Here is a 12,567-nt window from a genome sequence, read left to right as displayed (position 1 = left end):
CGAAAGGGCAGAAAGGCTCATTGTTCCAGACCGTACAAGCGCCGGTACTGATCCCACTCAATGCCGGCCATCTGCGCCGACTCGCGGTGCACCTCCAGGCGTTGCGCAAGGTACTGCGCGGGGGTGTCGGCGGTGAGCTTGAGGGTCAATTCCCAGGCAAACAGGCCCTGGGCCTGGGCTTCGGCCTCGAATGCAGCGTGCAGGTGCTCTTGGCGAAACTGCTCCAGGCTTTCCCGGCGCGCCTGGGCCGCCAAGGGGTTGAGCTGGGCCAACTCCAGGCCCAGGGCCGGGCGCTCGGCGAGAAAACGCTGCAAGGCCAAGGCATGACGATCGGTGGGTGCAACCATGGGCGCTCCTTTGTGGCGCGGGAAATACGCGGCCGGCCCTGACTTGGTAGCACGAACTGTAGTCAGCCGCCAGGGTGTGGCGCCGTTGCAACGGTATTGCGCATCCTTTGTAGGAAAACGGCTGGCCGGCGATAGCGCTGGTTCAGGCAGAACCTTTGTGAAAGGTGGCGGCCTCATCGCGAGCAGGCTCGCACCCACTGCGGCAATTGGTTTGCTGCTGGGGAATGGGATGGCGCATCAAGGTGCCCACCACCCAGGCGCCCAGCAGGGCGAGGAGGCCGGCGACAGTGAGCACGCGGCTGAAGCCGCCGACAAAGGCCTGACGCGCCAGGGGCTCGACGCTGGCGCGGGCGGTGTCGGGCAGGGTGCTGAGGGCGGCGTTCATGTCGCCGGCCACCACCCGCGAGGCGATCTCCTGCACCTGGCCCAGCCATTGCCCGGCCTGTGCGCTGAGGCTGGCGTGGAGCAACTGCTCGGTGTGGCTGGCGAGCAGGGCGCCGAACACGCCGATGGCCAGCATGATGGCGCTAAAGCGCATGGTGGTGCTCATGCCCGAGGCCATGCCGGCGCGGTCGCGGGGCACGCAGGCCATGATGTTTTTCTGTGTGTCGCCATTGAGCAGCCCCGCGCCGGCGCCGGTCACCGCGATCGCCAGGGCGAAACCCAGGTAGCCGCCGGCCTGGGTCGCCCAAGCGCTCAGCAAGTTGCCCAGGCCCACCAGGGTCAGGCCCGCCGCCATCAGGGTGGCCGGGGCGTAGCGGCTGGCCAGGCGCACGCCGATGCGCGGGCAGATCAGCATGGTCAGGGCGAACGGCAGCATGCCCAGCCCTGAAGCGATGGCGCTGAAGCCCAAGCCGTTTTGTAGGTAAAACGGCAGCAGGGTCATCATCACCTGGGCGCAACCGGCGTAGGCAAACATCCCGAGCAGGGCGCCGATAAAGCGCGGGTGCTTGAACAGCTGCAAATCCACCATGGGCCGCCGTTGCAGGCGTTCGATCACCACGAACAGCCCCAGCAACGCCACGCCGCCGAGCAGGCGCGCATAGGTCACGGGGCTGTCCCAGCCGATGCGGTTGGCTTCGATCAGGCCCCAGATCAAACACAGCAAACTGGCGCTGAAGGCCAGGCTGCCCCAGGGGTCCAGGCGTGCGGCCTGGGAATCGCGGGACTCCGGCACGGCGCGCCAGACCATCGCCATCAGCAGCAGGCCCACGGGCAGGTTGAGGTAGAAGATCCAGCGCCAGCCGAGGAACTCGGTGACCAGCCCGCCCACCGTGGGCGCGGCGGTCATCGCCACGCCCATGCACGCGCCCCAGAAGGCCCAGGCCTTGGCCCGCTCGACCTCGTCGTGGAAGGTATGGCCAATGGACGCCAGGGCCGAGGTCAGCAGCAGCGCCGCGCCAACGCCCTTGATGGCGCGGGCGATGTCCAGGAACAGCGCGCTGGGCGCTGCGCCGCAGCCGATGGAGGCGAGGATGAAAATACTCAGGCCCCAGAGCAGGGTTTTCTGCCGGCCAAAGCGGTCGGCGATGCTCCCGGCGGGCAGCAGCAGCGCGGCGAAGGCGAGCATGTAGGCACTCACCACCCATTCGATATCGGCGAAGTTCGCCCCCAAGTCCCGGGCAATACTCGGCAATGTCACCGCAACGATATTGGTGTCGAGCACGATCAACGAACACACCCCGGACGCGGTGAGCAGGGTCAGGCGCGGGCTCACGGGTTTTTTGATTGCCTGCTGGGCAATGCCCTCTGGGGCGGGTTGCTCGGGTTTGACGGCCATGGCCTGTGCTCTCTATGGTGGCGGTCGGGCCAGCTTAACGCGGTGCTACTGGCACTTCGTTAGCTGGCCGCGAGCCTTTCATTACCTTTGAGCTAATGCCCCATGGAAATCCGCCACTTCCGCTATTTCCTCGCCGTCGCCCGCCAGCGCAATTTCACCCGCGCCGCCGAGCAACTGGGCATCGCGCCGCCGACCCTGACCCGGCAGATCCAGGACATGGAGCACGCCCTGGGCACGCGCCTGTTCCTGCGCCAGCAGCGCCAAGTCAGCCTGACCGAGGCCGGGGCGACGCTGCTGATCGAGGCCGAGGCCACGGTGCGCCAGTTCGAGCTGGCCCAGCGCAACGCCCAGCGTGCCGGGCGCGGTGAAATCGGCCACATCGAGTTGGGCTACGTGGCGTCGGCGGTGTACTCGGGGCTGTTGCAAAAACAGGTGCAGGCCTTCAGCCACGCCTGCCCGGACGTCAGCCTCAGCGTGCGCGAAAGCGCCATGGCGGCGTTGCCGGGGCGGGTGGCCGAGGGGCGTTTCGATATCGGCTACATCCGTTCGCCCATGACCCTGCCCGAAGGCCTGGAGGCTGTGCGGCTGGACAGCGAAGGCTTTGTCCTGGCCCTGAGCGCCGATTCCTGGCTGTGCCGCTTGGCGCAAATCAACGCCGAGCATTTGCAGGCGCAGACCTTCATCCTTCCCGAACAGGTCAGCGGCACCTTGCAGGTCGCCGCCCAGGGCGGTTTCGCCCCGCGCCTGGGGCCGCAACCGGGTGGGCTGGTGGCGGTGATCGCCCTGGTGTCATTGGGCCAGGGCGTGGCCGTGGTGCCGGCCTCGGTGGTGGGCCATGTCAGCCTGCCCAACGTGGTCTACCGGCCCATCGCGGACAGCCCGGCCAGTTCCTGGCTGTCGCTGATCCACCGGCGCTTTGAAAAGGCTCCGGCGGTGGTGCGCTATATCGAACAGGTGCGTAGCGCCGGCCAGGGTGCAACCGGGTAGCGCTTGAGTGCGCGCGCCTTCGCGGGCAGGGTCCGCTCCCACCGTTGAACGGTGGTGTGGGTGTGTTCCCTCTGTGGGAGCGAGCCTGCTCGCGATGGCGGCATTCCGGCCGCCGGTCTGCCCCGGCCCCACAGGTTCGCCAGCACGGGTGCCTCTATTGTGGCGGCGCCGAGTGCTAGGCTTGGCGCTGTTTTCCCGCTAAGCCAAGGAGCAACCGATATGAGCATTACCCGTTACGGCACCGGCAGCACCGCCGGTGGTGGCCAGCCCCGGCCTTTCGCCCGGGCGGTGGAGGCCGATGGCTGGTTGTATGTGTCGGGCCAGGTGCCGGCCCTTGATGGCGAGATCATTAGCGGCGGGATCGTCGAGCAAACCCACCAGGCCATGCGCAACCTGATCGCCATTCTCCACGAGGCCGGCTATGGCCTCGAAGACGTGGTGCGCACCGGCGTGTGGCTGGACGACCCGCGGGACTTCTGGAGCTTCAACAAAGTCTTCGCCGAATATTTCAGCAGCGAGCACGCGCCGGCCCGGGCCTGCGTGCAGGCGAGCATGATGGTCGACTGCAAGGTGGAGATCGACTGCGTGGCCTACAAGAAAAAAGCCTGAACCCTCAGTGCCGCCGATCACCTCGACCCCTGGAGCCGGACCATGCCCGTCCCTTTGAACCTGCCCGCCGTAGAAAAAGGCGCCGCCCCGTGCGGTGCCAGCCTGTTGCACGATGTCAGCCTGCCCGCGCTGGTGCTCAACGGCGCCGCGCTGGCGCACAACCTGCACTGGATGCAAGCCTTTGCCCGTGCCAGCGGCGCCGAGTTGGCGCCCCACGGCAAAACCACCATGATGCCGGCGCTGTTTGCCCGGCAACTGGCCGCCGGCGCCTGGGGCATCACCCTGGCCACCGCGGTGCAGACCCGCGCCGCCTACGCCCACGGCGTGCGTCGGGTGTTGATGGCCAACCAATTGGTGGGCGCGGCCAATATGGCGTTGATTGCCCAGTTGCTCGCCGACCCGACCTTCGAGTTCCACTGCCTGGTGGATCACCCGGACAACGTCGCTGATCTGGCGGCGTTCTTCGGGGAACGGGGGCTGCGCTTGAATGTGATGATCGAATACGGCGTGGTCGGTGGGCGCTGTGGCTGTCGCAGTGAGCAAGAGGTGCTCGACCTGGCCCGCGCCATCGGGGCCCGGCCGGCGCTGGCCTTGACCGGCATCGAGGGCTACGAAGGGGTGATCCACGGCGAGCATGCCAGCAGCGGTATCCGTGAGTTCGCCGCGTCCCTGGTGCGCCTGGCGGTGGATTTGCAGGCTGAGGGCGCCTTTGCCCTGGCCCGGCCGATCGTCACCGCGTCCGGTTCGGCTTGGTACGACTTGGTCGCCGAAGCCTTCGCCAGCCGCAATGCCAGCGGACGCTTTCTCAGCGTGCTACGCCCCGGCAGTTACGTGGCCCATGACCACGGCATCTACAAGGACGCCCAGTGCGGGGTGCTGGAGCGCCGCGCCGACCTGCACGAAGGCCTGCGCCCGGCCCTGGAGGTCTGGGCCCATGTGCAGTCGCTGCCCGAGCCGGGCCTGGCCGTGGTGGCCCTGGGCAAGCGCGACGTGGCCTACGACGCCGGGCTGCCGGTGCCGTTGCGCGGCTATCGCGCCGGGGCAACGGTGGCGGGGGATGTGGCGGGTTGCCGGGTTACGGCGGTGATGGACCAGCATGCCTTCATGACGCTGGCCCCAGGCCTTGAGTTGCGCATCGGCGACATCATCGCCTTCGGCACCTCGCACCCGTGCCTGAGTTTCGACAAATGGCGGGTAGGGTTGCTGGTGGACGAGCAGTGGCGGGTGGTGGAGTGCCTGGAGACGTGTTTCTAGCTCGCGGCAACTCTCTGCGCGCGACTCGGCGGTTGTGCAGGGTGCTTTTTGTGGGAGCAACGGTCTTCGTTCGTCACCGCCATCGCGAGCAGGCTCGCTCCCACAGAGGGAACGCACCCACACCACCGCTCAACGGTGGGAGCGGGCCCTGCCCGCGATGAGGCCGGTACAGCCGATGGCCCTCTAGCGCTTGCAATGGCGCTATCGCGGGCAGGCCCGCCCCCACACAGGCCAGCCCCCCCATAAGCCTGCCCGCGGTGGGTTCAGTCGCGGTAGAACACCTGCACCAGGTGATAGCCGAATTTGCTCTTGATCGGCCCATGCACGGTGCGCAGGGGTTTTTTGAAGATCACCTGGTCGATGGCGCCGACCATTTGCCCTGGGCGCACTTCGCCCAGGTCGCCGCCGCGTTTGCCGGAGGGGCAGGTGGAATACTTTTTGGCCAGCACGTCAAAGGCTTCGCCCTTGGCGATGCGTTGTTTGAGTTGTTCGGCTTCTTCGGCGGTTTTGACCAGGATATGGCGGGCTTGGGCTTTCATCGGGCAGTGACCTTGACGCGGGAATGGCAGCGGGGCGCGATTATGCCGCAAATCACTGGGGCTGGCCGATCATGCGGCGAATTTTGATGGCCAGCAGGTCGATGGAAAACGGCTTGGTCACCAGGTCCATGCCTTCGTCGAGAAAGCCCTGGCGTTCGGCGGCTTTCTCGGCGTAACCGGTCATGAACAGCACCTTGAGCCCGGGCCGGTGCTGGCGGGCGATTTCCGCCAGTTGCCGGCCGTTCATACCCGGCAGGCCCACGTCGGTCACCAGCAAATCCACCCGCAACTCGGACTCCAGCAGCGCCAAGGCGCCGGGGGCGTCCACCGCTTCATGGGCGCTGTAGCCCAATTCGCTCAACACATCGAGCACCAGCATGCGCACCGCCGGGTCGTCCTCCACCACTACCACCGACTCGCCGGCGCGGGCGCAGGGCGCCTGGGCGCTGCCCATCAGGGCTTCTTCCAGCGGCGCGGCATTGTGCAGGCGCGGCAGGTACAGGCGCACGCAGGTGCCCAGGCCCGGTTGGCTGCTCAGGGTGACGTGGCCACCCGACTGCTGGGCGAAGCCGTAGATCATCGACAACCCCAGCCCCGTGCCCTGGCCGATGGGTTTGGTGGTGAAGAACGGGTCGAAGGCCTTGGCCAGCACCCGTGGGCTCATGCCGGCGCCGTTGTCGCTGACGGCGAGCATCACGTAATCCCCGGCCTTGACCGGTTCCAGGGTGCTGATGTCGGTGCCGTCGAGGTAGCTGTTGGCGGTTTCGATCAGCAGTTCGCCGCCGTCGGGCATGGCGTCGCGGGCGTTGATGACCAGGTTGAGCAGGGCGTTTTCCAGTTGCCCGGCGTCGGTGTTTACCGGCCAGACGTTGTCGCTCAGTTGCACCTTGAAGCGGATGTGTTCGCCCTTGGTGCGCAAAAACAGCTCTTCGAGCGAGCGCACCAGGGTGTTGGGGTCCAGGGGTTGGCGGTTCAGCGACTGGCGACGGGAGAACGCCAGCAGGCGATGGGTCAGGGCCGCCGCGCGCTTGGCCGAGGTCACGGCGGCTTCGGTGAAACGGTCGATCTCATCGGCGCGCCCGTCGGCGATGTAGCGCTGCATCAGGTCCAGGCTGCCGATGATGCCGGTGAGCATGTTGTTGAAGTCATGGGCGATGCCGCCGGTGAGTTGGCCCACCGCTTCCATTTTTTGCGCATGGCGCAGGGCATCCTCGACGCGCTCGCGCTCGAACATCTCGTTTTGCAGGCGCTGGTTGGCGTCGGCCAGTTCGCGGGTGCGCTCGGCGACCCGTTCTTCCAGGGTTTCGTTGAGGTTGCGCAGGGCCGCTTCGGTCTGTTTGCGCTCGGTGTCGTCGATCACAAAGATGTAGAAGCCGTTGACCGCACCGTCCGCGCCCAGGCGCGGCAAGTACTTCATCAACGCGTGGCGCAGGCGCCCGTCGCGGTGCCGGGAGGTGGCCTCGAAGCTGCACGGCTTACCCGCCAGGGCCTGGGCGATGTGGGCGTGGCGTTCCTGGTAGTCGGCATCGCCCATCACCTCGCGGATGCTCTTGCCGTACAACTCTTGAGGTGTGAGGCCGAACCAGTCCAGGTAGGCGCTGTTGTTCAGGCGAAAGCACTCTTGCTGGTCGACGTAGCCGATCAACACCGGCATGGCGTTGATAATCAGCTGCAACTCGGTCTGGCTCTGGCGCAGGGCCTGTTCGATCTGCTTGCGGTCGGTGAGGTCCAGGGCCGCGCCGAGAAAACGCAGCGGCCGACCGTGGTGGTCCTTGTAGCAGCGCCCGCGGGCAAACACCCAGCGCAGGCTGCCGTCGGCCAGCAGCAAGCGGTATTCCTCGGCGTACTCGGTGCCGTGGGTGATGCAGTGCTTGATGCTGCGGGCAATCATGCCGCGGTCTTCGGGGTGCACGCCGCTCAGGTAGGCGCTGATGGGCAACTCGCCGGCCTGGGTCGGGTCCACGCCGTGCAGGGTGGCGAAATGGCTGTCGGCGATGAAGCGGTCTTCGCGGATGTCCCAGTCCCAGGTGCCCACGGCGTCGGTGGCGGCCAGGGCCAGGCGCAGGCGCTCTTCCGATTCCTGGCGGGCCTGTAGGTTGGCCTCGGAGCGTTTTTTCAGCTCCAGGGCCACGCGCCGGCGTTCGTTGGTTTCGATGGCGGTGACGAGGATACCCGCTACGTGCCCGCGTTCGTCGCGGATCGGGCTGTAGGTGAGGTCCAGCCACAGGTCGCTTTGGCCGTCGTCGTGTTGCAGGTTGAAGTATTGCTCGCTGTAAGTGCGTACCTGGCCTTGCAGCACGGCGTCGTAGATGGGCGCGGTGAAGTCCTTGAGCGCGGGCCACACCTGGTGGGTGGGCTGGCCGAAGGCGTGGGGGTGCTTGTTGCCGGCCAGCAGGGCGAAGCCGTCGTTGTAGAGCTGGGTCAGTTGCGGGCCCCAGAGCAGCAGCATGGGCATGGGCGAGTGGATCACGATGTCCACCGCCGTGCGCAGGCTCTGCGGCCACGCCGCTGCGGCGCCCAGGGGGCTGGCGGCCCAGTCCAGGCGTGAGATCAGGGCTTGGGCTTCGTTGGTGGCGGCGGTGGTCATCGGCAAGGTCCTGAGGCTGAGGCGCGATTGTGCGGCGCCCGGGCGTGGGGCACAACGCCTGGCGGTGGTGGGGCAACCAGGTGGCGGGGCAACAACCCTTGTGGGAGCGAGCCTGCTCGCGATGCGACCGGTACAGCCAAGACCGCCATCGCGAGCAGGCTCGCTCCCACACACTCGTCCCCCACAGGTGCCTAAGGGCCGCCCAGCAGCCCCGGCCGGGCTACTCGCGTAACTGCGGGCGGTCGCGGAACTCGTCCAGGGCTTGCGGGTTGGCCAGGGCGTCGGTGTTTTTCACGGGCAAGCCATGGACCACGTTGCGCACCGCCAGTTCGACCATTTTTCCGCTGAGGGTACGGGGGATGTCGTTGACCGCGAGAATTTTCGCCGGCACGTGGCGCGGTGTGGTGTTGGCGCGGATGACCTGGCGGATGTGTTGCTCCAGCGCCGCGTCCAGCGCCACGCCCGCGTGCAGGCGCACAAACAGCACCACCCGCACGTCGCCTTGCCACTGCTGGCCGATGGCGATGCTTTCCAGCACCTGGGGGACTTTATCCACCTGGCGGTAGATTTCCGCGGTGCCGATGCGCACGCCGCCGGGGTTGAGTACCGCGTCGCTGCGGCCATGGATCAGCATGCCGCCGTGGGCCAGTTCCTCGGCGTAGTCGCCCTGGGCCCAGACCCCGGGGAACTGGCTGAAGTAGGCGGCGCGCAACTGCTCGCCGCTGGGGTCGTGCCACAGGCCAATGGGCATGGCCGGGAAGTGGCGGGTGCACACCAGTTCGCCCTTTTCGCCGACCACCGGTTGCCCGGCCGCGTTCCATACCTGCACCGCCATGCCCAGGCTCTTGCCCTGGATCTCGCCACGGCGCACTGCTTGCCAGGGGTTGCCGGCGACAAAGCAGGAGACGATATCGGTGCCGCCGGACATCGACGCCAGGCACAGGTCGGCCTTGATCTGCTCGTAAACGTAGTCGTAGCTCTGCGGCGACAGGGCTGAGCCGGTACACAGGAGCGTCCTCAGGCTGCCCAGGTTGTGGCTGTGGCGCGGTTGCAGGCCTTCGGCCTGCAGGCTCGCCAGGTACTTGGGGCTGGTGCCGAACACGCTGATGGCCTCGGCGTCGATCAGGTCCAGCAGGCGTTCGGGCTGGGGGTGGAACGGCGAGCCGTCGTACAGCACCACGCGGCTGCCCACCGCCAGGGCCGAGACCAGCCAGTTCCACATCATCCAGCCGCAGGTGGTGTAGTAGAACAGGCCGTCGTCGCGGCCCAGGTCGGTGTGCAGGCCGTGTTCCTTGAGGTGCTGTAACAGCACGCCGCCGGTGCTGTGGATGATGCATTTGGGCACGCCGGTGGTGCCGCTCGAATACAAAATGTACAGCGGGTGGGCGAACGGCACCGCGACGAACTCAGGCTCGCCGCCGCTGTGGTAGAAGTCCGCCCACAGCGCCACGCGGGCCTGGGTGCGGTAATCCTCGACCCGCGCCTCGGGGCGGGCGTAAGGCACGATCAGCAACTGTTCGAGGGACGGCAGGCGTTGCAGGATTTCGTTGATCTTGGCGCTTTGGTCGAGGTTTTTACCGGCGTAGCGGTAGCCGGCGCAGGTGATAAGCACCTTGGGTTCGATCTGGCCGAAGCGGTCGATCACGCCTTGGGTGCCGAAGTCGGGCGATGAGCAGGACCAGATCGCCCCCAGGCTGGTGGTGGCGAGCATGGCCACCAGGGTTTGCCAGGTGTTGGGCATGCACGCCGCCACCCGGTCGCCCAGGCCCACGCCCGCTGCGCGCAGGCTTTTTTGCAGGCCGGCGACCTGCTCGGCGAGTTCGCGGTAGCTCAGGGTTTCGCGCTGGCCGTCTTCGCCGAGGGCAACCACCGCCGTGTGGGTGTCGCGGCGGCGCAGCAGGTGTTCGGCAAAGTTCAGGGTGGCCCCGGGGAACCACTGGGCGTCGGGCATCTGCGGGCCTTCGCGCAGCACGGCGTGGGGCGCGGCGTGCCACTGGACGTCGAAGAAATCGACGATGGCGTGCCAGAACTCGGCGCGCTGGTCGATGCTCCACTGGTGCAGGCTGGGGTAGTCGCGCAGGGCGATGCCGTGGCGGTCATGGAGCAGGCGCGCAAAGGCGTGCAGGCGGGAGGCGCGGATGCGCTCGGCGCTGGGTTGCCAAAGGATGTCGGACATAGAGGCCTCTTATTGTTGTGTGCAGCCAGCGGGCCAGCCCGCTGGCTACGACGGCAGCGACGGGCCTTACTGGGCCAACCACCCGCCATCGATGTTCCACGCCGCGCCGCGCACTTGGCTGCCGGCGTCGCTGCATAAAAACAGTACCAGCTCCCCCAGTTGCGAGGGCGTGACGAACGCCAGGGACGGTTGTTTCTCGGCCAGCAGGTCGTGCTGGGCCTGTTGCGGGTCGATGCCGCTGGCAATGCGCTCATCGATCTGTTTTTGCACCAGGGGCGTGAGCACCCAGCCGGGGCAGATGGCGTTGCAGGTGACGTTGCTGGTGGCGGTTTCCAGGCCCACCACTTTGGTCAGGCCGATGACCCCGTGCTTGGCCGCCACGTAAGCGGCCTTGCCCACCGAGCCGACTTGGCCATGCACCGAGGCGATGTTGATGATCCGCCCCCAGCCCTTGGCTTTCATCCCCGGCAAGCTCAAGCGGGTGCTGTGGAATACCGCGGACAGGTTGATGGCGATAATCGCGTCCCAGCGTTCGGCGGGGAACGCCTCCACCGCCGCCACGTGCTGGATGCCGGCGTTGTTGACCAGGATGTCGACACCGCCGAACTCGCGCTCGGCATAGGCGAGCATGTCGGCGATCTGCGCCGGGTCGCTGACGTCGGCGCCGTGGTGGCCGACCCGCCCGCCATAGTGCTCGACCTGGGCGATTACCGCCGAGGCGTCGCCGAAGCCGTTGAGGATCAGGTTGGCGCCGGCCTTGGCCAGGCTCAGGGCAATGCCCAGGCCGATGCCGCTGGTGGAGCCGGTGACCAGGGCGGTTTTGCCGTTCAATGTTTTCATGGGTGCCTCACACAATGCCGGTGGCATAGAAAGTAGCGATCACCACGAACACCGCAAGGGTCTTGATGAGCGTGATGCCGAAAATGTCCTTGTAGGCCTCGCGGTGGGTCAGCCCGGTCACGGCCAGCAGGGTAATCACCGCGCCGTTGTGGGGCAGGGTGTCCATGCCGCCGCTGGCCATGGAGGCGACGCGGTGCAGCACTTCCAAGGGGATGTTGGCCGCGTTGGCCGCCGCGATGAAGCTCTCGGACATGGCCGCCAGGGCAATGCTCATGCCGCCGGAAGCCGAGCCGGTGATGCCGGCCAGCAAGGTCACGGTAATGGCTTCGTTGACCAGCGGGTTGGGGATGCCCTTGAGCCAGTCGGCCAGCACCAGGAACCCCGGCAACGAGGCGATCACCGCACCGAAGCCGTACTCGGACGCGGTGTTCATCGCCGCCAGCAGCGCGCCGCTGACCGCGCTTTTGCTGCCCTCGGCCAGTTTGCTGCGGATGGCACTGAAGCCGAACACCAGGACCATGATGATGCCCACCAGCAACGCGGCCTGGACTGCCCAGATCGCGGTGAGCTTGGCGATTTCGGTCTGCACCGGCACGCTCATGCCCGGCAGGCTGAGGCTGTGGGTCTTGCCGTACCACTGCGGGATCCAGTGGGTGAACAGCAGGTTCATCACCCCCACCAGCAGCAGCGGCGACAGCGCAACCCAGGGGTTGGGCAGTTTGATGTCTTCGGCGGTTTCCGGCTCGTTGCGCAGCTCGGTGCCGTAGCCTTCGCCGGCCCGTTGCGCCTTGTTGCGCTGACGCGCCAGGTAGAGCATGCCGGCGCAGAACACGAAGATCGTGCCGATCAGCCCCAGCCAGGGCGCGGCCCAGGCCGTGGTGTTGAAGAAGGTGCTGGGGATGATGTTCTGGATCTGCGGCGTGCCGGGCAGGGCGTCCATGGTGAAGGAAAACGCGCCCAGGGCGATGGTGGCCGGGATCAGCCGCTTGGGGATGTTGCTCTGGCGGAACATCTCTGCGGCGAACGGGTACACCGCGAACACCACCACGAACAGCGACACGCCGCCGTAGGTCAGCAAGGCGCAGACCAGCACGATCACCAGCATGGCCTGGCGGGTGCCCAGCAGGCGGATCGCGGCGGCGACGATGGAGCGCGAGAACCCGGACAGCTCAATCAGCTTGCCGAACACCGCGCCCAGCAGGAACACCGGGAAGTACAGCTTGATGAAACCGACCATTTTTTCCATGAACACCCCGGTGAACGCGGGCGCGACGGCGGAAGGGTCCGTGAGCAACACGGCACCGAGGGCGGCAATGGGGGCGAAGAGGATGACGCTGTAGCCACGGTAGGCCGCCAGCATCAGCAGCGCGAGCGCGGCCAGGGCAATAATCACACTCATGGTGTGTCTCCATCGGATTGTTATTTTTGTGGGGTGCAACGGGTGTAGG

Annotated in this window: 10 protein-coding genes; 3 read left to right on the top strand and 7 right to left on the bottom strand. The window is 66.9% G+C overall.

The window, feature by feature from the left end:
• Positions 1 to 17: 17 nt before the first annotated feature.
• Together AC19YT_RS10960 and AC19YT_RS10955 are read right to left on the bottom strand one after the other, a co-directional pair.
• Complete coding sequence (locus AC19YT_RS10960; protein WP_500610232.1) at positions 18 to 347, bottom strand: DUF6388 family protein; 330 nt, start codon at positions 345 to 347, stop codon at positions 18 to 20.
• 142 nt (positions 348 to 489) lie between these two features.
• A complete protein-coding gene (locus tag AC19YT_RS10955) occupies positions 490 to 2,127 on the bottom strand; it encodes an MFS transporter (protein ID WP_500610231.1) in 1,638 nt (545 codons plus the stop codon).
• 102 nt (positions 2,128 to 2,229) lie between these two features.
• Between AC19YT_RS10955 and AC19YT_RS10950 the strand changes: the two genes are divergently transcribed.
• The 3 genes from AC19YT_RS10950 (at position 2,230) to AC19YT_RS10940 (ending at position 4,977) form a co-directional block, all read left to right on the top strand.
• Positions 2,230 to 3,114 carry a LysR family transcriptional regulator gene (locus AC19YT_RS10950; RefSeq protein WP_500610230.1) on the top strand — a complete coding sequence of 295 codons (885 nt, stop codon included), beginning with the start codon at positions 2,230 to 2,232 and terminating at the stop codon, positions 3,112 to 3,114.
• A gap of 219 nt (positions 3,115 to 3,333) precedes the next feature.
• A complete protein-coding gene (locus AC19YT_RS10945; protein WP_500610229.1) occupies positions 3,334 to 3,723 on the top strand; it encodes a RidA family protein in 390 nt (129 codons plus the stop codon).
• A 42-nt stretch (positions 3,724 to 3,765) separates the two neighbouring features.
• A complete protein-coding gene (locus AC19YT_RS10940) occupies positions 3,766 to 4,977 on the top strand; it encodes an amino acid deaminase (RefSeq protein ID WP_095109918.1) in 1,212 nt (403 codons plus the stop codon).
• Positions 4,978 to 5,240: 263 nt separating this feature from the next.
• Here AC19YT_RS10940 and AC19YT_RS10935 read toward each other — a convergent pair whose 3' ends face one another.
• The 5 genes from AC19YT_RS10935 to AC19YT_RS10915 form a co-directional block, all read right to left on the bottom strand.
• On the bottom strand, positions 5,241 to 5,516 hold the full coding sequence (locus AC19YT_RS10935) for a peptidylprolyl isomerase (protein ID WP_007932676.1): 276 nt from the start codon (positions 5,514 to 5,516) through the stop codon (positions 5,241 to 5,243).
• 52 nt (positions 5,517 to 5,568) lie between these two features.
• Positions 5,569 to 8,103 carry a PAS domain-containing hybrid sensor histidine kinase/response regulator family protein gene (locus AC19YT_RS10930; protein WP_095109917.1) on the bottom strand — a complete coding sequence of 845 codons (2,535 nt, stop codon included), beginning with the start codon at positions 8,101 to 8,103 and terminating at the stop codon, positions 5,569 to 5,571.
• Between the two features lie 220 nt (positions 8,104 to 8,323).
• Positions 8,324 to 10,279: an acetoacetate--CoA ligase gene (locus AC19YT_RS10925; RefSeq protein ID WP_500610228.1), complete on the bottom strand. Its 1,956-nt coding sequence runs from the start codon at positions 10,277 to 10,279 to the stop codon at positions 8,324 to 8,326.
• Positions 10,280 to 10,345: 66 nt separating this feature from the next.
• Positions 10,346 to 11,119 (bottom strand): 3-hydroxybutyrate dehydrogenase, encoded by a 774-nt coding sequence (locus AC19YT_RS10920; RefSeq protein WP_095109915.1) that lies wholly within the window; start codon positions 11,117 to 11,119, stop codon positions 10,346 to 10,348.
• Positions 11,120 to 11,126: 7 nt separating this feature from the next.
• Positions 11,127 to 12,518, bottom strand: coding sequence for a GntP family permease (locus tag AC19YT_RS10915; RefSeq protein WP_095109914.1), 1,392 nt, complete (start codon positions 12,516 to 12,518; stop codon positions 11,127 to 11,129).
• Between the last annotated feature and the right edge of the window lie 49 nt (positions 12,519 to 12,567).

The sequence above is a fragment of the Pseudomonas sp. MF08875 genome (genome assembly GCF_059862525.1).
The sequence above is the reverse complement of the archived record's forward strand: the minus strand, read 5'-3'. Positions and strand labels throughout refer to the sequence as shown.